At 65.7% G+C, this 21923-nt stretch carries 16 protein-coding genes; 9 read left to right on the top strand and 7 right to left on the bottom strand.

Features of this window, described 5'->3' with window-relative positions; translation table 11 throughout:
• Window positions 1-7 precede the first annotated feature (7 nt).
• The gene (locus tag MU582_03815; protein UPK75777.1) at window positions 8-211 is read left to right on the top strand and encodes an MbtH family NRPS accessory protein; all 204 of its coding nucleotides are present in this window, start codon (window positions 8-10) and stop codon (window positions 209-211) included.
• Between the two features lie 16 nt (window positions 212-227).
• A complete protein-coding gene (locus MU582_03820; protein ID UPK75778.1) occupies window positions 228-2003 on the top strand; it encodes a non-ribosomal peptide synthetase in 1776 nt (591 codons plus the stop codon).
• 69 nt (window positions 2004-2072) lie between these two features.
• Here the strand turns inward: MU582_03820 and MU582_03825 are convergent, their stop codons facing one another.
• Complete coding sequence (locus MU582_03825; GenBank protein UPK75779.1) at window positions 2073-2813, bottom strand: thioesterase domain-containing protein; 741 nt, start codon at window positions 2811-2813, stop codon at window positions 2073-2075.
• A 147-nt stretch (window positions 2814-2960) separates the two neighbouring features.
• Between MU582_03825 and MU582_03830 the strand changes: the two genes are divergently transcribed.
• The 4 genes from MU582_03830 to MU582_03845 are packed head-to-tail and all read left to right on the top strand — an operon-like array spanning window position 2961 to window position 8439.
• Entirely contained in the window at window positions 2961-6245 is a 3285-nt protein-coding gene (locus MU582_03830) for a condensation domain-containing protein (protein ID UPK75780.1), read from the top strand.
• A 7-nt stretch (window positions 6246-6252) separates the two neighbouring features.
• Window positions 6253-6447 carry a hypothetical protein gene (locus tag MU582_03835; protein UPK75781.1) on the top strand — a complete coding sequence of 65 codons (195 nt, stop codon included), beginning with the start codon at window positions 6253-6255 and terminating at the stop codon, window positions 6445-6447.
• On the top strand, window positions 6444-7670 hold the full coding sequence (locus tag MU582_03840; protein ID UPK75782.1) for a thioester reductase domain-containing protein: 1227 nt from the start codon (window positions 6444-6446) through the stop codon (window positions 7668-7670). Before MU582_03835 ends, MU582_03840 begins: the two co-directional genes overlap by 4 nt.
• Window positions 7663-8439, top strand: coding sequence for a methyltransferase domain-containing protein (locus tag MU582_03845; protein ID UPK75783.1), 777 nt, complete (start codon window positions 7663-7665; stop codon window positions 8437-8439). Before MU582_03840 ends, MU582_03845 begins: the two co-directional genes overlap by 8 nt.
• A gap of 97 nt (window positions 8440-8536) precedes the next feature.
• Here MU582_03845 and MU582_03850 read toward each other — a convergent pair whose 3' ends face one another.
• The 3 genes from MU582_03850 to MU582_03860 all read right to left on the bottom strand — a co-directional run bounded on the left by MU582_03850 (window position 8537) and on the right by MU582_03860 (window position 14472).
• Window positions 8537-11689 carry an amino acid adenylation domain-containing protein gene (locus MU582_03850; protein ID UPK75784.1) on the bottom strand — a complete coding sequence of 1051 codons (3153 nt, stop codon included), beginning with the start codon at window positions 11687-11689 and terminating at the stop codon, window positions 8537-8539.
• A gap of 63 nt (window positions 11690-11752) precedes the next feature.
• A complete protein-coding gene (locus MU582_03855) occupies window positions 11753-12961 on the bottom strand; it encodes a cytochrome P450 (GenBank protein UPK75785.1) in 1209 nt (402 codons plus the stop codon).
• 26 nt (window positions 12962-12987) lie between these two features.
• Window positions 12988-14472, bottom strand: coding sequence for an alpha/beta hydrolase (locus MU582_03860; protein ID UPK75786.1), 1485 nt, complete (start codon window positions 14470-14472; stop codon window positions 12988-12990).
• Window positions 14473-14711: 239 nt separating this feature from the next.
• Between MU582_03860 and MU582_03865 the strand changes: the two genes are divergently transcribed.
• Complete coding sequence (locus MU582_03865; GenBank protein UPK75787.1) at window positions 14712-16034, top strand: pyridoxal phosphate-dependent aminotransferase; 1323 nt, start codon at window positions 14712-14714, stop codon at window positions 16032-16034.
• A gap of 46 nt (window positions 16035-16080) precedes the next feature.
• Here MU582_03865 and MU582_03870 read toward each other — a convergent pair whose 3' ends face one another.
• From MU582_03870 to MU582_03880, 3 genes are read right to left on the bottom strand one after another with little or no spacing between them, the layout of a single operon-like run.
• Complete coding sequence (locus tag MU582_03870; protein ID UPK75788.1) at window positions 16081-16851, bottom strand: tryptophan 2,3-dioxygenase family protein; 771 nt, start codon at window positions 16849-16851, stop codon at window positions 16081-16083.
• On the bottom strand, window positions 16848-18110 hold the full coding sequence (locus MU582_03875; GenBank protein UPK75789.1) for a pyridoxal phosphate-dependent aminotransferase: 1263 nt from the start codon (window positions 18108-18110) through the stop codon (window positions 16848-16850). The genes MU582_03870 and MU582_03875 overlap by 4 nt, the downstream gene beginning before the upstream one ends.
• Window positions 18111-18137: 27 nt before the next feature.
• Complete coding sequence (locus MU582_03880) at window positions 18138-18905, bottom strand: SDR family oxidoreductase (GenBank protein ID UPK75790.1); 768 nt, start codon at window positions 18903-18905, stop codon at window positions 18138-18140.
• 190 nt (window positions 18906-19095) lie between these two features.
• On the opposite strand from MU582_03880, the gene MU582_03885 reads away from it, so the two are divergent.
• Together MU582_03885 and MU582_03890 are read left to right on the top strand one after the other, a co-directional pair.
• The gene (locus MU582_03885) at window positions 19096-20823 is read left to right on the top strand and encodes a non-ribosomal peptide synthetase (GenBank protein ID UPK75791.1); all 1728 of its coding nucleotides are present in this window, start codon (window positions 19096-19098) and stop codon (window positions 20821-20823) included.
• Complete coding sequence (locus MU582_03890) at window positions 20820-21854, top strand: cysteine synthase family protein (protein ID UPK75792.1); 1035 nt, start codon at window positions 20820-20822, stop codon at window positions 21852-21854. Before MU582_03885 ends, MU582_03890 begins: the two co-directional genes overlap by 4 nt.
• The last annotated feature ends 69 nt before the right edge of the window (window positions 21855-21923 follow it).

A 21923-nucleotide genomic window follows, 5' to 3' on the forward strand; every position in this document is an offset into this window, starting at 1 on the left:
AGGAACGATGGACGATTCCGATACCCGCGAATACCTGGTCGTGCTGAACGACGAGGAGCAATACTCCATCTGGCTGGCCGACAAGCCGTTGCCAGCAGGGTGGCACACCGACGGAACTCGCGGCACGAAGGACGAGTGTCTCGATCACATCGAGCAGGTGTGGACCGACATGCGCCCGCTCAGCGTGCGTAAGCGACTCGCGAACGCCTGACTCGGGCGAGCAGACCATGGGTGAGTACAAGCCGGTGCACGAGCTCGTCGCACAGCGTGCGGCAGAGACTCCCGACGCGTGCGCGGTGACCGATGCCGCGGGAACCATCACGTACGCGGACCTGGTCGCGCGTGCCGAAACATTGGCGGAGACACTGATCAGGTCCGGACTCACTCCCGGCGACACGGTCGCCGTACAGCTGAGTCGCAGTGGCGCGGCGATCGTCGCGCTGCTTGCGGTGTCGCGTGCAGGGGGCGGAGCCTTGATGCTGGACATCGACGGGCCGCGCCGCTGGCTGGAGGGCTTCGTCGAGATCACTCGCCCCGTCGCCTGGCTCGCGCACGACGATGCGCCCCCGCCACCGTACACAGGGACGGTGATATCTCTCGGCGTCGACGGTACGACGACCGAGCCCGCCCCTGACGAGGTCCCGATCGGCACGGAGGCTTCGCCGATCGAGTTCCCCGATGTCGAGTCCGAGGACTTGGCGTGCCTCGTGCAGACGTCCGGGACGACGGGGCTGCCGAAGCTCGTACGGGTGCCGCAGCGCACCTGGACGACTGCGGCGAAAACGCAATGTCAGTTGCACGGGATCGACGCCGCCGAACGTGGCGCCTGGCTGTTCCCCTCACACACCAATGTGTCCGTCAGCGTCGTCGTGTGGCCGTTCCTGATCTGTGGAGGCCACCTGTCCGTTCCGCCGGACGATCTGATCGGCGCTCCGGAAGAGCTCGCCGAGTGGATCGCCGCCGAGCGGGTGACACAGTGCTTCGCGGTCGCACCACTCGCCGAGGCGTTGGCCAAACAGGACTGGCCACCGTCCCCGCTGCGTCTACTCCTCACGGGCAGCGATCGGGTTCGTGAGTGGGGTCGGGTCGATCTGCCGTTCGAGGTCGGAAACTGGTATGGCGCGAACGAGGTCAACATCGTCACGTCATCGGTGGTGCCGTGGGACCAGCGCATCACCTCGGCGACCGCTGATCGTTCCGAGGGCGAAGGACCGCCGCCGATCGGACGCGCGTGGCCCGGCGTCCGGTGGCGGGTCGTCGACCCCGACGGTGCCGACGTTGCCGAGGGAGAGATCGGCGAACTGCTCGTTGGCGGAGACCAACTGGCAATTGGCTACCACTCGGCGCGCAAGACGGCAGAGAAGTTCACACCGGACGCCGGCGCTGTGCCAGCCGGCGAGCGGATCTACCGGACAGGCGATCTGGTGCGGGTGCGTGACGGCATCTTCGAACACTGCGGGCGCACCGACGAGCAGGTCAAGATCAATGGCGTGCGGGTAGAGATGGCCGAGGTGGAGGCCGCGCTGCTCGCCTGTCCCGGCGTCCGGGAAGCAGCGGCAGCCCCTGTTGAGACCGATACGGGACGCCTGCAACTTGTCGGGTACGTGGTCACTGAACCCGGCGCGCTCGTCGAGGATGCTGGTCTGCGCAGACGGTTGGCCGACCTGCTGCCGGCGCACATGGTCCCGGTCGCGTACGTCCACCTGGATGCGTTGCCCCGTAACCGCGGCGACAAGATCGACCGTCGTGCGCTGCCCGCTCTGGAATCGTCCCGAGCCGAGACTTCCGACGCCCTAGGCGGGCGCGTCGCAGCCGTGTTCGCTGGCGTGCTGGAACGGGAGTCTTGTGCACCGAATGACAACTTCTTCCTGCTGGGCGGCGACTCGATGCGCGCCACGCAGGCGGCGCGGACCCTCACCAGCGAGCTCGGTCGTGAGGTGTCGGTCGAGCAGGTGATCATGCACCCGACACCGCGTGAGCTGAGCGAACTCATCCGCAACTGAGCAAGCTGACCGGGCGACTGGCGCAGGCAAGCCGATCACCGGCGCCGGTCGCCCGCGTACTGCCGGGGATCATTCCGCGAGCAGGAGCTCGAGAGCCTCGGGGCACGACACGAATTCCCAGTGACTTCCGGGGAGCGTCCTCAGGTCGGCATCGCCGATCTCACGCCACCGTTCGTTCGCTGCCTCTTCGGGCGGTACGACATCGTCGTCGGACCATGCGAGGGCGGTGACCGGGCAGGGAACTCTCCGCGATGAGTCGTACAGCCAGGGGCGGTGGACGACCACCTCCTGGCGCAACACCTTGGCGCCGATCTGGGCGAGTTCGGTCGGCATGTCGGGGTTGCCGAGTCCGGCCTGCACCTCCTGCACCTCTGCGACGAAGTCGTGTGTGTCGAGGTCGACCTTGTTCAGGCCGCCGTAGAGGTCGACATGTGGCGGACCCCACGACGACGCGACGAGTTTGCGTGGCGGCCGGTGCCCGTTGTCAACGAGCCAGTTGATGGTCTCGAGCGCGAACGGCACACCGCCGCAGTGCGCAAAGTAGACCGTCTCCCGGTCGCCCAGCCCGGCGAGGTACTGGCCGAGGTCAGCTGCGTACTCCTCGTGGGTCGCGAACGGTGGCTCGGGGAATCGGTTCTCCCGCCCCGGCGGTTGCAAGGGTGCGACACTGCCCGCTTTGATCGAGTCCGGCCAGCCGCGGAAGGCCGAAGCGCCGGCACCTGCATAGGGGAAGCACAGCACGAGTGGTGCGCCGTTGTCCTCCGGACGTCCGCGGAACAACCACTTCTCGGGATTTCGTGTGTTGGCCATTGTTGAACGCTAAGTTGCCGGGTCGTTCCTCCAGGCGGGTCTTTCACGTACGTGTCGCGGCGACGTACTGACTGCGCGCGCGTCCGTAACGTCCGAGAAGCAATGCCGTCGCAATGGGGCATTGGCGATGGATCGGGAGGTGACGCCGTGACGACTACTCCGCTGCTGCCGGTCGGCGTGGTGCAGAAACAGATGTGGCTGGTGGATCGGTTGGATCCGGATGCGAGCATCTACAACGAAGATGTCGCGTTCTGGGTCGACGGTCCCGTCGAGCCAGACGCTCTGGAAGCCGCCTGGCAACAAATCGCACGTCGCCATGATGCTCTGCGTTATGTGTTCGCCGAGAGCGACGGTGAACTGTTCGTACGCGTGGAGCCTGACAGCGACCTCACGATGGTCAGGACGGCGGTAGCAGACGAGGCCAGCGCACTGGGTTGGGCGGTCGACTTCGTCCAGCGCACGTACGACATCACCTCGGCGCCCCCGGTCCGGCTCGGGCTGGTCGAGGTGCACGACGACCGTCACCTACTTGTCATCGGCTTCCACCACGCGATCATCGATGCTGGATCCATTGGGCTGCTCTTCGATGAGCTGCGCGAGCTCTATGCCGCGGCGCGAACTGGTCGAGCCGCCGACCTTCGTGAGGTTGATAAGACGTACCTCGACTTCGTCCACGAGACCCAGAACGAACAGCACCAGCAGACCATTGCCCGACTGCAGAACGACGTTGTCGCGCGGCTCACCGAAGGCGGCGGCGCCCAGAGTGCAGAACTCCCGAGCGACCGCCCGCGTCTGCCGGTGCGCAGCACCCACGGCTCGGTTACCGATGCTGAGTTCCCTGCCCAGATCGTCCCGCGGCTGCGCGCATTCGCAGCCGAGAATCGCGTGACGACGTTCCAGATACTGCTCGCCGGTATGACCACGCTGCTTCGTCGATACACCCGCCTCGACGACATGGTCTTCGGCGTCGGAACCAGCGGTCGCCCTGAGGGTTACGAGAACGCCGTAGGGCCGTTCGCTTGTTTCGTTCCCGTACGCGCTGCGACACCCGCCGATGCCACGTTCTCGGATCTACTCGACTCCACGCGCAACATCACACTTGGGCTCAGCGGAGCGCAGTTCGTGCCGTTCAGCAACGTCGTCAACGAGGTCAGCACCACCCGCGATCCGAGCCGGTCGCCGCTGGTCCAGATCGTGTTCAACGCTCCACCTCTGACCTTCCCCAGGGACACGCTTGCCGGCTGCAGTCTGCAACTCACTCGGCTTCCTCGCACGCGCGCCCGCGTCGACCAACTCATCAACCTCGAGACAGTTGGCGACGAGATCACACCCAGTGCGGAGTTCGACGACTCGCTGTTCGACGAGGACACCATCGCGACGTTCCTCGGCGAGCTCGGCGTGCTGATCGACGCCGCGATGAAAGATCCGCAAACCCTGTTGGACGATCTGCCGATCGATTGGCCCGGCGAGCCGCTCGCCTCCGGACTCATCGTCGACGGGGATGCGCCTGACGTCGAGGACGATGCCGCTACGCGTACCGTCGTCCGGGCCGATACGTCCTGGACGGTTCTCGACGACACGGGCTTCGTCGGATCCGTGTCTGCGCATCCGGAAGTACGCGACGCGAATGGTCACGCGGCGCCGGTAGGCGTCGAAGGCGAACTCGTCGTTGCCGGCCAGGTCATCCCGGGGATTCGGGTCCGGCGGACGAGCGGGGGTCAGCTGCGCTGGCGACGTCCGAGCGTCGCGTCCGACCGGGGAAGCACAGCCAAGTTACGTGGGTCCCACATCGAGGCGCACGTGGTGGAGGTATGTCGAGAGCTGCTCGGCAACGACACCGTCGCCGTCGAGGACGACTTCTTCGTCGCCGGCGGACATTCGATGCTGGCGGCGCGTCTCGTGCAACGGCTCGGTGACGAGTTCGGCGTTGATGTGCCGCTGCTGCTGGTGTTTGAGCACCCGGTGCTGTTCGATCTGGCCGGTGAACTGGAGGCGCAGTTCCCCGAGATCGAAGAGGTGCTCGAGCGAGTCGAAAGCCTTTCGGATGTCGAGCTGGAAGGCTTGTGGGAGCAGGTACCGGGCGAGGACATCGTCGCTGCCGAGCCGGAGTCGGTGACCACGGTATCTGGTCACGAGCAGCCGTTCTGGATGATGGAACAGTTCGCTGCGGGTGCCTCGGTGAACACGCTGACGCTACGCGTTCGCGGTACCGGCGAGCTGGACGTTGACGCGTTCGAGACCGCGCTGAACCGCGTCATCGAACGCGAGGAGATCCTCCGCACCAGTTACGTCGCCGACAATGCCATGAACGCGGTGCGCCGCGTTCATGACTCCACCTCGGCGTCAGTTGCGGTGCACCATCTCGATGCCGAGTCCGCCGAGCGCCTCGTGCGACAGGAGAGCACGACCGGCTTCGACATCACCCAAGCGCCCCTCATGCGATGCACCGTCGTGTTCACCGGCGACGACCGCTTCGAGGTGGTCTTCGCGTTCCACCACCTCGTCATGGACTACTGGGGCGTCACCAAGGTGATGCTGCCGGCGCTGAGCGCGTACTACCGCGAGGCGATCGGCGGTGTTCTCGCCGAGCTGGACGAACCGCAGGGCTACCGTCAGGCGATGCTGCGCGACGCCGACTGGCGTACGACACCGCAGGCACGAGCCGAGCAGGAGTACTGGCGCAGGCAGCTGGACGGCATGACGCCGGCGGAGTTCCCCACTGACCGCGGGCGCCCGGAGACGGTCGACTTCCACGGCGCAACCAGGACGGCGGCCGCGGATGCTGAGCTCGTTCGCGACGTCGAGCGGTACGTGACCGAACACGGTACGACGCTGTTCGTGGTCGCGGCGGCGGCAGTCGCAGCGACGACGCAGCGATGGTGTGGTGGTGACGATGTCAGTTTCATGTCACCAGCGGAGAATCGTCGTCACGACGCCGATGTGAAGGTCATGGGTACCTTCGTGAATCTCGTGACGTTGCGGTACCGGTTCGGCGACGACCTGACGTGGCAGGGGTTGGTGGAGCAAAGTCGACGGCTCGCGTTGGATGCGTACGCACACCAGTCGGTTCCGATCAACGCCGCGATGGCCGAAGCGGGACAGCACAACGCAGTCGCGAGTGGCCGTGGCAGCTATCTCGTGCTGAACGTGTTCTCCGATGCCACCGGCCTCGATATCGAGGGTGCGCAGGTCAGCGGTGGCGACATCATTCAACACGACTCCGCGAGCACCGACCTGGAGCTGTCGATCATGCACTCGTCCGACGGGTTGGGGCTCACGCTGAAGTACCGCACAAGCCTGTGGGATGCCGACACTGCTGATCGAATCCTTGCCGACGTGCTCGCCATGCTCCACGAAACCGTGACGGGCGGCGATCGTCTCGTCGCGCAATCGGAACCCGCCATAGCCGGTGCGCGCACCGGTCGAGAGTGAGGAACGTATGCGTACCGCAGTCCCACCCCAGTTCAGCGCCGACGACCTGCAGCAACTCCTGACCATCGAGCTCACCCAGTCGTCCGGGTCTCAGGGCGTACGCAACGAGGCGTTCACCGGTGAGCCGACGGGACCGGCGCCGACACCGTCGAGCAACGGTACGGATGGTTGGGACTGGACGTCCGGTTCGGGGACGGCATGACAGCGACTACCGACGCGGAGCGTACGGCGGTCCCTGAAAGCTATCTGCAGTACCTACGCTTGCCCGACGACGTGCAGTCGGGTGGTGAGGTCGACGTCGACTCCGGCGCGGTCCTCCTGACCGGCGCAACCGGGTTCTTCGGCGCCGCGCTACTCGGGGAGCTGCTCGCCCACGAGCCGGATCGCCTCGTGTACTGCATCGTGCGGCCCGGCACCGAAGCGCCGAGTGAGCGGCTACGCAACTCACTGATCGAGTTCGGGTTGTGGGACGACGCCTGGGGCGACCGTGTCCGCGCCGTCGCAGGTGATCTCGCCATGCCAGAGGCGGGACTGAGCAGCCAAGACCTGACGCTGCTGCGCGACGAGGTCTCACTGATCTACCACAGTGGGGCGTTCGTGAATCTGGCATTTCCGTTCGAACACGTCGTCGATGCCAATGTCGGCGGTACGGTCGAGATGCTGAGGCTCGCCGGTCGGGGTCGGCCGAAGCGGATGGCACATATCTCCACCCTGTCAACCATCGACATCGAATCCCGCAACGGCGACGAACTCGCCGATCCGGCGCCGCTCGGTGCGTTCGAGACGATGACGACTGGCTACACGCGAAGCAAGTGGGTGTCGGAACGGCTCGTTGAAGAGGCGTCCCGGCGCGGCTTGGACGTTCGCTGCCTGCGCCTCGGCGCGTTGGCAGGACATTCGCGAACAGGCGTGTCGAACCCGAACGACTATGCGTGGCTGGTGGTGAGCGCCTGCCTGGAGATCGGGGCCGTACCACTGCTTCGAGCCCCGACGAGCTGGTTGCCGGTCGACCACGTCGCGCGTGCCTCGATCGCGCTGACGGCGATGTCGACGGAAACGTACCTCCCCTATCAAGTGCTGCCGGCCGGGCAGGTCACGTACACGCAGATCTTCAGCTGGCTGCGCCGCGCCGGCTACCACCTGACGACCCTGAGCTTCTCCCGGTGGCGCGACCGGCTGCGAGGGCGGGCAGAGCACAGTTCCTCGGCAGTTCAAGCCATCGCATCGGTGATCCCGAAGGATGGATTGCCGGGCGAGACGCAGCGGGACCTGCACTCGCCGCGTACCGAGCGGCTGCTCGCAGAGCAGGGAGCGCCGACTCCGACACTCACCGAGGACACCTTCGGTGTCTTCCTCGACGCCGGGCAGCGGCGCGGGGAGATCCCAGCACCGACAAGACGACAGGCGACGGGACGACATGACTGACACGAGCACCGGCGGCACAGCGTCGGCGAGCACTGCCGACGACTACGACCACGTAGCGCCCTACTACGACACCCTCACCGCGGCTCTGCCGGAAACCAATGAGACGGTCGACTTCATCGCCGCCCATGCCGGCAGCGGCCGCGTGCTCGAGCTCGGCGTCGGCACCGGACGTGTTGCCTGTCCGCTATCGCTGCGCGGCTACGACGTCACGGGGCTGGACAACTCCGCGGGAATGCTCGCGCGACTGCGTAGCCGCAGCGACGGCGCGAAAGTCAACATTGCGCTCGGCAGCTTCACGGATCCCCCGGTCGAGGGCGAGTTCACCCTCGTCTATGCGGTGTTCAACACGCTCTTCTGCGTCATCAACCAGGACGAGCAGCTTCGTGCCATCGAACAGGCGGCAAAGCGCCTCACCCCTGAAGGCACTCTGATCATCGAAACGGACCTACCCGACCTCGCTCGCTCGGATAGTTCAGGACGTACGCTCAACACCGGCGGCGTTGAGCGGAACCGGGTCTTCATCGAGGCGGCCATGCACGACGCCGCCACCCAGCGCATACGAACCCAGACGATCATCGTGTCCGAGCAAGGCATTCAGATGTTCCCGCTGATGATGCGCTACTTCTGGCCGAGCGAACTGGACCTCATGGCGAAGCTGGCCGGCCTGCGACTGGATGCGCGCTATGGCGACTGGCACCGCGGGCCGTACTCGCGCGACAGCTCGCGGCAGATCAGCGTCTACCGCCGCGCCGACACGTCCGACCGTTGAGCTGACACGTCGACGCTCGTGCGCAGGTGAACCGCAGCGACGAAAAGATCTGGTGACATCCGATCCGCAGATCGGATGTCACCAGATTTCCGTTCTGCTACGGAGCGGGTCGCGCCGGATTCGCGGCGAGCGGCAGCTGTCGGCGGTTGCCGCGCGGCCAGAGTTGCGTCGTCGACGAGCCGGCATCAAGACCCGCGTCGTTCGCAGAACCGCCGTCCCTTACCACTCGAGTATCCGTACCCGTCGCGATCAGTGCCTCGAGATCGACCGCGACGTCGCCGCGCCTCTGTAGGGTGACGACGCAGCTGCCGTCGGGGCCACCCTCCAGCTGCACGGTTGCTCCGACGCCCGTGCGGGCCGGCGTCGGGCCGTCGACGCCGGGGGTCGGGCGTACGACGAAGACCACCCCGCGGTCGCTGGTCGGCAACGCGTGATCACCAACTTGCGTGTCGATCGCGGCGACGGCGATCTGCGGAACGGCCGGTAGCAGTTCGCCACCCTGGGAGTGCAAGCCGAGGAGCTCGGCGGGTACGGCGTGCTTCTCCGCCCAGGCGATGTCGTCGCGCAGGCTTTCTGCACCCGAGGATTCGGTGAAGGGGACGAGCAGGGTGGAGGCGAGCGGGGCAACGAGTTTCTCGGTGCCGTCGTATCGTCCATTGACCAGCAGCGCGCCGAGCGTACTTCCAGTACTCGAGCGCAGTCGTCCCAGTACGAGTCCTGCGGTGTCGAGACCGACTCGTTCGGCTTCCCGGCGCAGTGCAGTGTGCTGCTCTGCGCTGAGAGTACGACTCTCGATCATGGTCGAGTGGTCGCTGCCGAGCGGTTCGACCTGCTTCGGCAGCCGCTTCCGCCAGGTCGCGATCAGTTCGGTAGCCGCCGCGCCGGTGCCCTGTCCGCGCTGAGCACGGGCGAGGTCTCCGAAGCTGAGTGCCGTCGTCGGTGCGGGGGCTGCATCGACGTCGGGCTCAGTGCCGGACGCTCCGTACGCCGCGGCAAGTTCGGCGACCACGAGTCGCGCCGATACGGCATCCGCGATCGCATCGTGGAAACACAGGTTCAAGGTTTGGGCGGCACCGTGCTCGAGTAGGAGGACCCGGAACAACGGACCCGTACTGAGATCGAACGGTCGCGCTGCCCATGCGCGAACCTCGCTTGCAACCGAGTCGTCGCGGCAGACGGACTCGTCGAAATCGAGCTCGGCGTGCGGGTCGACGATTTGCACGGAGTCGGCCCCGCGGAGCTCGAAGCGAGTGCGTAGCAGATCGTGTCGGGTGGTCACGGTGTCCAGCGCCGCGAGCAACTCGCCGACGTCCAGCTTTCCCTGGATCTCGACGCTGACGACGTTCCCGGGCGAAGTGACGCCCGCTACGACCTGTTCGGCGATGCACAATGCGGCCTGTGCAAAGGTCGCAGGCGCCGATCGGGTGGTGGAGTCTTCGGCGTCGCTGCTGCTCAGCGCATCGTCGAGAGCCTGCGCCCAGGCGCGCACTGTCGGCACCGAGAACAGTTCCCATACAGGTAGGTCGACGCCGAAGTCCGAGCGGATGCGCGCCACGATTTCCATTGCGAGCAGTGAATGGCCGCCGAGGTCGAAGAAACCCTGGTCGAGGTCGACTTCAGCCGCACCCAACACCTCGCTCCACAGTTCGGCGATCCGCCGTTGCAGGTCCGTTCGTGGGTCAGCGTCGGCCGCGTCTTCAGAGACCGAGGAGCCGGCGTCGGCGCGCGCGGCGGCGGCCACCGCTGTGCGGTCGGGTTTGCCGTTCTCGGTGAGTGGGATTGCCTCGAGCGCCTCGAAGCGCGTCGGCACCATCGAGGCAGGTAGCTCGGTCGTGAGGCGGTTACGCAAACCGGAAACTTCCCCGACGACGTACGCGACGAGTTCGGTGTTGCCGAGGGAATCCGGTTCGGCGGCTGCGACGCATTGCCGGACGCCAGGCTGCCGCTGCACTGCCGCCTCGACCTCACCGAGCTCGACGCGGAAGCCGCGGACCTTGACCTGTGTGTCGGCACGTCCGGCGAAGATCGCCCCACCGTCGTTGTCGACGCGCACCAGGTCACCACTCAGATAGCAACGTGCGCCTGGATCATCGGCATAGGGGTCCGGCCGGAATCGCTCCGCGGTCAGGCGGGCTCGTCCGTGATACCCCGCAGCAACCATCGATCCGCCGATGGCGAGTTCGGCGAGCGTGTTGAGTGGCAGGACCTCGAGGTACTCGTCCACCGGATAGTAGGTGGTTCCGGCACTCGGGCGTCCGAGTGGTCGGTAGCCAGGGTTGGTCACCGGGTGGTACGAACACAGCACTGTGGTCTCCGTCGGCCCGTACCCCTGGTAGAGCGCCGAACAACGCTCCAGCAGCGTGGTCGCCAACCCGTGGCTCATCGCCTCGCCACCGGTGATAGCGCGCACGGAGCGGCGCCCGTCAGTCCCTAGTCCGGCGAGGGTCATCATCTGCAGCAATGACGGTGTCGCGTAGATGGTGTCGACCTGGTGCCGCTCGATCGAATCGAGTAACTCCGAAGGCTCGCGCTGTCGGCTACCGCCGGGAGGTAGCACGACGGTCGCACCATTGGCCAGGGCCGTGAAGATGTCGATGATCATCATGTCGAACGCGAGGCTCGCGACGGCAAGCACCGTGTTCTCGGCGTTCACGCTCGGCTCCTCGCTCGCGACCACCTCGGCGAGCTGCGCCATCTGGGCCTGCTGCACCATCACGCCCTTCGGCTCGCCCGTTGAGCCGGAGGTGTAGATGACGTAGGCGATGTCATCGAGCGCGGGAGCCATGCCAGAGACGCCGTCGTACAGCGCGGCATCGGCCGCGAGCTCGTCGAGCAGTGCCTTGTCGCCCTCGTAGCCGATCGTGAGTTCGCGGGCAGCGGCGTTGTCGGTGACCAGCAGAGACGGAGATGCGTCGCTTATCGTCCGGCGCAGCCGAGGCGTCGGATGCTCCGGCTCGCAAGGCACGATGGCTCGGCCGCTCGCGAACGCACCCAGTACGAGGGCCAGGACCTCCGGGCTGCGCTCGGCGCAGATCGCGATCCAACCGCCCGCCGGGACTCGCTCGTCCAGGAGCGCGGCGTATCGCCCGGCTCGGGTAGCGAGCATTCGAAACGTCCACGGCTTCCCGGTCCAGCACAGGGCTGTGTCATCGGGGTGTTCGGCGGCATATCGCGCGAACCGCGTCGGCAGATCGACAGCCACCCGCTGGTCCTGCTCGACGGCGAACATGTCGGTTGACGTGGTGGTCATGGGAGCAACTCCCCGCATTCCTCGATCTGGTGGGTCAACAGGTGTCCTGAAGTTCGATGCTTCTCACTCGCCGAGGCGAACAGGTAACTGCTGTAGCTGCCGGAACAACGGCGTTGGCATCCAGCGCAGTTGCTCCGGCTCGACGGCGAGTGCCATCTGTGGGAACCGTTCGAAGATGGCTGGCAGGGCGATGCGGGCCTCTGCCAGCGACAAGAGTGCGCCGACGCAGCGATGGATGCCGGCCCCGAAGCCGAGGTGCGGGTTGTCAGTGCGTGTCACATCGAAGACGTCCGCGTCACGGTATCGACGCGGATCCCGGTTGCCGGCTTGCAGCAATCCCGCGACGACCTCGCCGGCGGGCACCGTACGGCCGCTGTAAATGACGTCCTCCAACGCAACGGCGAGTGTCACGCCGAGAGGAGACTCGAAACGCATTGCCTCGTCAACGGCGAGCGGCCACAGCGCGGGGTCGTTCTCAACTAGCCGACGCTGCTCGGGGTGGGTGAGCAGGAGCATCAGGCCACTTGTGAGAAGCCCGATCGTCGTCTCGTGTCCGGCGATGAGGAGATGGAACGTGATCCCTATGACCTCCTCTTCGCTGAGTACCTCGTCCTCGTCGAGGGCATTGACCAGCACAGTCATCAGGTCGTCGCCCGGATCGGCGCGCTTCATGGCGATGAGGCTCTTGCAGTACTGCGCAAGATTGCGTTGAGACTCGCGTAGCGAGTCGGTTGAGGTGCCGCCGGCACCGCTCTGCACCAACCCATCCATCCAGCGGCGGAAACTGAGCCGGTCGCTGTTCGGGATGCCCATGACACGGCACAGGACCGTCAGCGGCAGCGCGACTCCGAACGCGTGGACGAGGTCGACCTCCTCGCGTCCTTCCATACCGTCGAGCAGCCGGTCGACGAGCTCGGAGATCCATCCCTCGAGTTCCTTGACCCGTCGGTTCGTAAACGTCGCTTGAACCGTTTTTCGCATGCGCGTGTGGTCAGGCGGGTCGACCGAGAGCAGGTTCTTGTTCGTGAGCAGGTCCGTGCCACCGGTGTACTCGATGACACCCGCGGGCGCGTTACGCAGATCTCGGCTCAGCCGGGGATCGGTGAGTGATTCCTTGATGTCGTCGTAGCGCGACAGGGTCCACATGTCGAAGCCGTGTGGCGAACGGGCGCGAGACACGGGTTCCTCGTCGCGCAGGTGCGCGTACACCGGGTAGGGGTCTTCGACGAACCGATGAGTGAAGAGCGGATGTCGGTCGACGATCGTGGTCATGATGGTCCTCCGCGTGCTGACGGTGGTCAGGACGACTCGCCGGGCAGCGACGTCGTGCAGGTCGTGCGTTTCGGTGCCCAGCCGAGCGTCAGGAACATCGTCGCTGTCGTATCGATGCACGAGTCACGCCCGAGCTGGATGCTGCCGCTGCCGCGTACGTGCACAGTGCGGGCGCCGAGTCGGCTGGCCGTCCGTCGAGCGCCTTTGTACGGTGCCAGCGGGTCGTCGTCCGCGGTGAGAACGAGCACGGGTACGTCGTGCGGGTTCGTCCAGGGTCCGGAGAATCGCTCCTTCGCCTCGGTCGGCCAGGCGTAGCACTTGAACTCCGCGTAGCCGTAGCGGCCGCCGATCAGCGGAGCAGCTCGCTTGGAGCGGCGCAACTGGTCGTCGAAGCTGGCGGGATCGTCCGGAAAGGTTCGGTCGAGACAGGTTTGCGAGTAGAACTCGGCGAATGCGCGGTCGTCGCCCTGGTTCAACGGGGCCATCGGCACCGCTTGCTTCTCAGCGGCGGCAAGGTTCTTCGCAAGCTCCGGCCACTGCTGCGGGAAGAGCATCGCGCCCGATACGAGGTCGACGAGTGCGCCGTCGGTGAGTACGTCCCAGCGTCCCGGATGGTTGAGCCGGTTCTTGCGAGTCTTGTCGAGCAATGCGGTGAACGCCAGGTGCGGATGTCCGTTGCCGAACGTACACAGCTTTTCGTTCGACTTGCACCAGGAGAAGAACGTGCGCATCGTTCGCTCGGTGGCGATCGACTGTTCGATGTCGAAGGCGAACGGACGGTCGACGTACTGCGGAGTGTCGAACGGCGAGTCGAGCACCAGGGCCGCGACTCTCTTCGGGAACATCGCGAGGTAGTTCTCCGCCAACGTCGATCCGCCGGCAGCCGTCACGATCCGCAGTTGACGCTCGCCCAGGGCGGCGCGAACACGGTCGAGGTCGCGAGCCGATGTCGTACTGCTCAGATGCGGGAGCAGGCGTCCGCTTTGCTCTTGGCACTTGGCAGCGAGATCGGTCGCCTCCTGGATGCGCTTTTCCCGATCGGCAGTGGTCTGCGCCGCCGAGAGCGGCGCCTCAATGCGTCGCTCTTCCTCGTACGTCACGCATGACACGAGGGGCGAGCTGTGACCAACGCCGCGGGTGTCGAGCCCGATGACGTCATGGAACCTGTTGATCTCGTCGAAAGCCTGCGGAAACTGCTGGACGAAGCCGGTGCCGCCGCCATTCTGCGTGCCTGCGTTGACGACGACCGAACCACGGTTGAATCCGCTCGTTGCGGGCTTGCGCGTAAGCGCGATCTGAATGGACCGACCGGACGGTTCGGAGTAGTCGATCGGCACCGCGAGCATCGCGCACTGGTACCCGTCATCTCCACAGGCTTGCCAGTCGATTCCCGCGGTCTCCTCGTTCGTGGCGCTCGAAGGACTGTGTACGCCCACCATGAAGAAGGACGCAACCAGACCGGCGGCGATCACTGCGATCGCGAGTCGTTTGCGCATGTGTACCGCAATCAATGTTCCTGCTCCTTGTCTTGGGCGTCGCCATTGGCCGTCGGCTCGACGGGTGGGGCGTTCGTGACCCCGAGTATGTCCTCGGGGTGGCATGGCATGAGAGGGAGAAACAGGTTTGGAACAGGTCCCCGTGTATTGCGTTCAAGGACACGGAGACTTGCTGACGACCGGATCGGATGTGTGCGGAGGTGTTGACGATCGCGACGATCGCTCGAACAGAGCCGGCTCCCAAACCGCCCCTCGTGGACGGATGGGATCACAGTGGCGTACCGGGTTTCGGTGCGCCGGTCATCGACATCGACTGGCTGTCAACGCTGTACGGCTGGCTCGACAACACCCTTTACGTCGCGCCGGACGGCACCCACATGGGCGACTATGAGTTGTCCTCCGGCACCAATCAGTTGACCCCGCCGCGCTTGTTCACCGACGCATTGCGTGCATTCGGACCCAGGCAGTACTGGGAGATGAACACCTACAGCGGCCCGCTCGGAGACGATCAGCTGCGTGACGCAGTCGCGACGTACGAGAACAGCGTGAACGGTTGGAGTATCGGGCGCGACAATGTCGTCGTCACCTACGGAGCACACGAGGGTGTGCAAATCGCATTGCGTTCACTGCCGTCGTCGGGAAGACGCGCTCTCGTACTCGGACCTCAAGTGCCGCTGATCTTCCAAGCACTGCTGCAACAGGGCTACACCTTTCGCGAGCTTTGGGGCGAGCAGCAACACGAGCTCGTACCGTCGGCCGACCGAGTACTGGACACGATCGCAGCGTGCCGTCCGGACGTCGTCGTCCTCACGTCGCCGAACAACCCCACCGGCGACACGTACACGCCGGACGAGCTCGATGCGATCGGGGCCGCGGTGATCGATCGCGGAGGGTATCTCGTCGTGGACAAGATCCTGTCCGACAGTTGTCTGCCCGGCAACTCGATGACCGGCGGAACCTCACGCCAGCTGGGGGAATGGATTATTACCGGCAGATGCCTGGTCGTCGACAGCTTGTCGAAGCGGCGCGCTATCAGCGGACTTCGGACGGGCTATCTGCTCGCAGCAGCGGAGCTGGTGGAGCGACATTCGGCGACCGAGATCGGCGGTTGCCCGCCGCTGCTGCTGGCCGCCGCTGCTGCCGATGACCTGGCGACCTCGGCACGCATCCACGTCAGCGCGAACAACAACGGTGCGAGTATCAGCGCGCACGATGTAGCACACGTCGATGACCTGCAGCGCATGCGCTCGACTGTCGAGCACAACTTCGAGTTCGCGCGTGACGCATTGGGTTCGTACTGGGCTTGGGATACGAAGCATGCGGGTTGTTTCAACTGCGTGGTGGGAATCCACGTCGACCCAGCCCTCGTCGACGACCGTGAACGCTGCGAGATGCTCTTCACCGAGTCGGTCTCGTGCTACCCGCTGAGTACGTTCGCCGTGGACCCGGCTCTCGTCGCCGGCAGAGCTTCGGGGTTGCTCGAGTTGCGGCTTACCTGTGCTGCGGAGTCGGTACGGTTCGCAGAGACCATCGCGCGAACCAAACGCGCGCTCGACGCAAGGGGCCACCGCTCATAGCGGACGTCGTCGCCGCACCGCTTCGAACTGCAAACCGAGCAGGAAGTCAGGCAGTTTCGGTGGCTAGGTGCGGGCACGCCGCGGCCGCCGCATTGGAGTCGGCCGGCTTGTCGTCGCTCTCGGTCGCTGCCGCGTTCTCGTGCATCGTCGAGACCGCACTCCAGAGCGGCGCGAACGGCATGCGCAGGCGTCGCGCGAGGTAGTCGGAGCCGGCAGAGCCGCCGGTGCCGTCGGCGTGCGCGCCGATCATTCGGTTCACGAGCTCGAGGTGCATCACCTTCCAACGCCACGCCTTGCGGGACAGGTCGAGCATGCCGAGCACGATCTTCGCGAGGTCGGGGTGCTCCGGGTCGCCCGGTCGTAGTAGCCCGGGCAGCCTGACCTGTTCCCGGTCGCACGCGGCGAGCAGCGACGCGAGCAACGCGGAGTGACCGCCGACGCCGAGGAGTCGGTCGAACTGGCGGAACTGTCGCGACTGCGCACCAGACGCGGTTCCGAGCTCAGTACGAAATGATGCGAAGCGGCCGGGCGGCATCGTCGCGAGCACATCGAGGTTCGAGGCCATCACATCGACGACAGTCGCGCACCGCTGTACGCATTCTTCTGCGTCGAGGTAGCGCATCTGTTCGATGGCTGCGGTCGCTTCGTCCATGTCGAGCAGAACCTGATTGAGCCACAGCTCACTGGTTTGGTGGGTGACGATGAAGAAGTGCTCGCACGTATGGGTCAGCGTCACCTCGTCTCGCGCGCGGGGATGCTGCAAATCAAGTAGCTCATCGACGTTGATGTAGCCGGCATAAGTGAGATCGTCGCTCACGTTGTCGCCTCGCTTCGTACGTCTCGGGTGTCGCCCCATTCGCGACACGCCTGGATGATCTCCCGGACACCATCGACGAGCTGGTCTCGGTCTCCGGCCATCGAGATGCGGATGAGGTCGCGCGCGACCGGATCGTCGTCGACGGCGAATGCCGCTGCCGGTGCAACGCCCACTCCACGTTCGTCGAGCAGTCGGTCCGCGAACTGCTGCGCGCCCAGTCCCGACTGCGCGATGTTGAGCAACGCGTACCAACCACCGGCCGGCGGGACGTCGATCAGTCCTTCGGCAATCAGATCCGGCATGACTGCGTCCCTGGACGCGCGCACGTATGCCACGTTGTCGCGTACCGCGTCATGCTCGTCCAGCGCAGCGAGAGCTCCTCGCTGAGCCGGCGTGGGCGGAGCGATGATCGTCGCTTCCTGAACTCTGCGTACCAGTGCTGCGAAGCGATCGTTCGGCGCTACCACGTATCCGACGCGGCATCCGGTCATGGCGTGGCTCTTGGAGAAGGTGAAGGCCGAGAACACCCGTCGCTCGGCCGGGTCGATGTCGGCTTCGAGCGTGGCGAGCGGTGTGTGCTTCCCGTCGTACACGAAGTCTTCGTACGCTTCGTCGCTGATCACGATCCAATCGCGCTCGGTCGCGAGCGTGAGCAGCTCGCGCCGGTCGCGGTCGTCCGCGACAGCACCGGTCGGATTGGCCGGGGAGTTGACGACGATCACCCGGGTCTGCGCCGTGGCGCTTTGTGCGATCCTGTCGACGTCCAGTCCGTAGTGCTTACCGAGCGGGTATGCGAGCGTCTCGTAGCCGTTCACCGCACCCTGCTGGCGGTAGATCGGCCAGTGCACCTGGGGAATCAGCCACGCCGAACCGGGGGTGTGTACCGCTTTGCCCACCGCCGAAAGACCCTGGCATGAGCCGGGTGCGACGAAAACGTAGTCGGGTGATACATCGAGGCCCTGTCGAATGAGCTTGGCAGTCAAGGCTTCCCGCAGCTCTGACGCACCCTCGGCACTCGTGTAGGCGGTGTCTCCGGAGGAGATCGCATCAGTCATCGCTGTCACCACCGACGGCGGCATGCCATAGGCCGGTTCGCCGACGTGGAGTGCGTTGACGTCTCGGCCGTGGGTCAGCATCCAACGGTGGGATGCTCGAAACACCTTGTGCAGAACGGACTCCGGTACGCCCTCCATCGGAAAGTATTCCGCGGAGGCTGCGTCGGGTACGCCGGCCGCCGGACGATCTGTCAACTCGGTCATGTGTTGTCCTCTCCTCGGATAGGGTTGTCACGCACTGCGGCCGCCGTCGACCGTCGCCAAGGCTCCGGTGACCCAGCCCGATACGGATGGGTCGAGCAGCATGCACACATAGCGGGCGACATCGTCCGGTTGGCCGAAACGCCCCATTGGCGTCGTGCGGAGTAGACCCTCGCGCAGCGTCGCCGTGTGCTGCTCATCGAGTCCGAGGTCGGCGTACATCGGGGTGTCGACAGCGCCCGGGACGACGGCGTTCACTCGCACGTCTGGGGCGAGTTCGTGTGCGAGCGAGCGCGTGAGACTGTTCGCGGCAGCCTTGCTTGCCCCGTACAGGGCACGATTTGGCATCGCGACGACACCGCCGATCGACGTCACGTTGACGACGCTCCCGCCGGCCGCACGTAACGCAGGGAGCAGCGCTTGCACGAGTGCGGCTGGTGCCCTGACGTTCACGGCGAGCATGCGATCCAGGTCTGCGAGATCTGCAGCGTCGATCGACGCGAAGCGAGCGAGCCCGGCGCAGTTGACCAGCCCGTCGAGTCGATCGGAGCGTTGGTCGACGATTTCGCGCAGGCGAGGCGGGGTATCGGGATCCGTCACATCGGCGACGACAGGCACCACGAGTCCATCACCACCACCGTCGGGGTAGGTGTCTGCGACGGCTGCAAGCTCGTCCCCGCGACGGGCGACTGCGAGGACGGTCGCACCCGCCGCGGCGAGGCGGCATGCAACGGCGCGGCCGATGCCGGAACTCGCTCCGGTGACTGCCACGGTGGCGCCGAGTGCCCAAGTGCCCATGTCGTACTGCGCCTTCCGGTCGGGTACCCAGTCACCATCGCGTCCTGCCCGAGGGGGCGCAGCCGATCTGTCGCGGATGTTCCATGGCCGCCGCCGGATCTGCCCGGAATCCTTCGGCCGTGTTGTCAGCCAGGTGCCTACTGGCTGACAGTTCGATGCGATGGCACACCGGAGAGCGAGGGAGGTCCAGGTGCGGGACGGTGATGTGGCGCACGACGTGATCCACTATCGCGTCGGATACTGGGTAGGACTGACCCCTGACAACCCGGCGATCGTAGATGGCGACACGGTGCTGACCTACGCCGAGTTGGATGCCCGTGCGGCGTCAGTGGCGGCTCGGCTCGCCGGCGACGGCGTCGGTATCGAGGACAGCGTTGCGGTCCAGATACCGCGTGGCCACCGCGCTGTGATCGCCTTCCTGGCGGTTCTCAAGGCCGGCGCCCGATATGTGCCGATCGACCCGTCCTATCCGGCGGATAGACAACGGTTCATGTGCGATGACTCCGACAGCGCTCGCACCGTCACCGAGGACTATGTGGACGCGGCGATTGCCGAACCGTCTACTGAGCCGCGGCGCGAGGTCGTGGGATCCAATGCTGCGTACGCCGTTTACACCTCGGGCTCCACCGGAGCTCCCAAGGGCGTGATCGTCGAACATCGCAACGTATGCGCATTTCTCGATGAACCGCGGCTCGCCGTCCAGTCCGGCGAGACGGTCGCACAGAACGTGTCGATCAGCTTCGATGTGGCGACCTTCGAGATCTGGGGCGCACTCTGTAACGGCGCCTGTCTGGTGATACTGGCCGGAGGGCGTTCGGTTGCCGAGTTGGCGGCCGACATCCGCCGGGTGCGTCCCGACTGGATGTTCTTGACCGCCGGAGTGTTCCACCTGATGGTCGAACATGACCTCGACGCGCTTGCTTCGGTAGGCACCTTGCAGGCCGGCGGTGACGTGCTCGCGCCATCGCGGTGGATGCGTGCAGCGGCAACGACGCGCCGCGGTCTGTTCAACGCGTACGGTCCGTCAGAAACGACGGTGTACTCCGCCTTGTACCGCGCCGAGCCGTACGAGCAGCTGGAGACATCGGTTCCTATCGGCGTTGCTCCCGTCGGTGAGCGCCTCGCCCTCGGCGAAGGCGGGGATCGGCATGGCACCGGAGAGATTCTCATCGGCGGCGTCGGGGTTTCGCGCGGGTACCATCGGCGTCCCCGGCTGACTGCGGAGCGGTTCGTTCCCGATCCTGATTCACCGCACGCCGGAGCTCGACGCTATCGGTCGGGTGACCTCGGCAGCGTTGACGGCAACGGCGTATACCGCATGCACGGGAGAATCGACCGGCAGGTGAAGGTGCGCGGCCATCGAATCGAGCTCGCCGAGATCGAGGCGGTGCTCTGCGCGCACCCGGAGGTGCGGCAGGCCGCAGCGGTGACCTTCGATGTCGGCGCCGAGAAGCGCCTCGGCGTGTTCGCCTCGCCGTCAGCGCCCGGCGCGGTCTCGTCGAACGATCTGCGCATCTGGATGCGGGAGGCCGTACCTGAGTACATGGTTCCGGCCAATGTTCAGGTCATCGATGAGATCCCGTTAGACGGCAACGGCAAAGTGCACCGTGCTGCATTGCCGTCGCCTTGGACCCGCCGCGCCGATCTGGCCGCGCTCGGACCACCCGCGCGCCCGAACTCCGCGCTCGAGCAACGGTTGTGCGAGCTGTGGGCCGACACGCTTCAGATCGATGAGGTCGGTATCGACGACAACTACTTCCTTCTCGGGGGCGACTCGCTGCGCAGCATCTCGCTCCTTGCGAACCTCAACGAATTGGGCTTCGAGGTGACGGCCGAGGAGTTCCTCGCCAACCAGAGCGTCGGCGAGCTCGCCGATCTACTCGAATCGAATGCGGGCAGGGAGACGGTGGCATCGTGACTCAGCTTTCCGGCCGGACCCCCGACGACGCGCTGCGCGTCTACGAGCTACCGCAGTTCGTACGGCTGCGGAGCGGGGTCGTGGCCGTCTGCTTTCCGCTGATGAAGCTGCTCGTCGCGCGGCACATCATCGACCACGCGCTCGCGAACGGCATGATCCGACCAGGGACGCGAGTGCTCGAGACAACGTCGGGCACGTTCGGACTAGGACTCGCGCAGGTGTGCGCAGTGCGCGGGTTGCCGCTGACCTTGGTGACTGATCCCGTCGTCGATGAGTCCTTTCGCAACAAACTCGAAGCGCTCGGCGCCGACATCGACATTGTCGAACATCCCGCCGCCGAAGGGGGATACCAGCGCTCGCGGCTCGACCGGCTCGAGCAGCTGCGCAGCAATGAACCCGACGCGTTCGTGCCCGAGCAGTACGCGAACCCGCAGAATCCGGCCGCGTACGGTTCGGTCGCCGACCTGATCACCGAGCACGTCGGACGCGTCGACCATCTCGTCGGCTGCGTTGGTTCCGGTGGCTCGATGTGCGGATTGTCCGCGGGGCTACGGCGCTCCCAGAGCACCCTCGACGTCGTGGGTGTCGACACCCACGGCAGTGTTCTGTTCGGTATGCAGGACCGGCCGCGGGTGTTGCGCGGTCTCGGCAACAGCCTGATCCCGCCGAACGTCGCCCACGAGGCGTTCACGTCCGTGCACTGGGTCAATGCCGCCGAGGCGACCACGGCGACCCGACGTCTCCTGCGCGAAGAGGCGTTGTTCCGCGGCCCGACCAGTGGAGCGTCGTACCTTGTCGCGCAATGGGTGAAGCAACGGAATCCCGATGACACCGTCGTCGCTGTCATGGCCGACGAGGGCGAGCGTTATCTGGACACGGTGTACAACCCCGGCTGGCGCCGCGAACACGACTGCGTGCTCAAGCAGCTCCCCACCGATCCGGTCGCCGTGACGAGTCCCGCTGAAGCGCAGGAACTCGGCACCTGGAGTCGGATGAAGTGGGTGAGCACAAAGGCAGAGGTGGCCGCGTGACAAACGTGCATGCGGAAGTGGCCGTGGACTTGGAAGCCGTCGATCTTGCGAACGATCGGCTCCAGAGGT

The organism is Nocardioidaceae bacterium SCSIO 66511, from assembly GCA_023100825.1.
In the GTDB taxonomy this organism is placed as follows: Bacteria; Actinomycetota; Actinomycetes; order Propionibacteriales; family Nocardioidaceae; genus Solicola.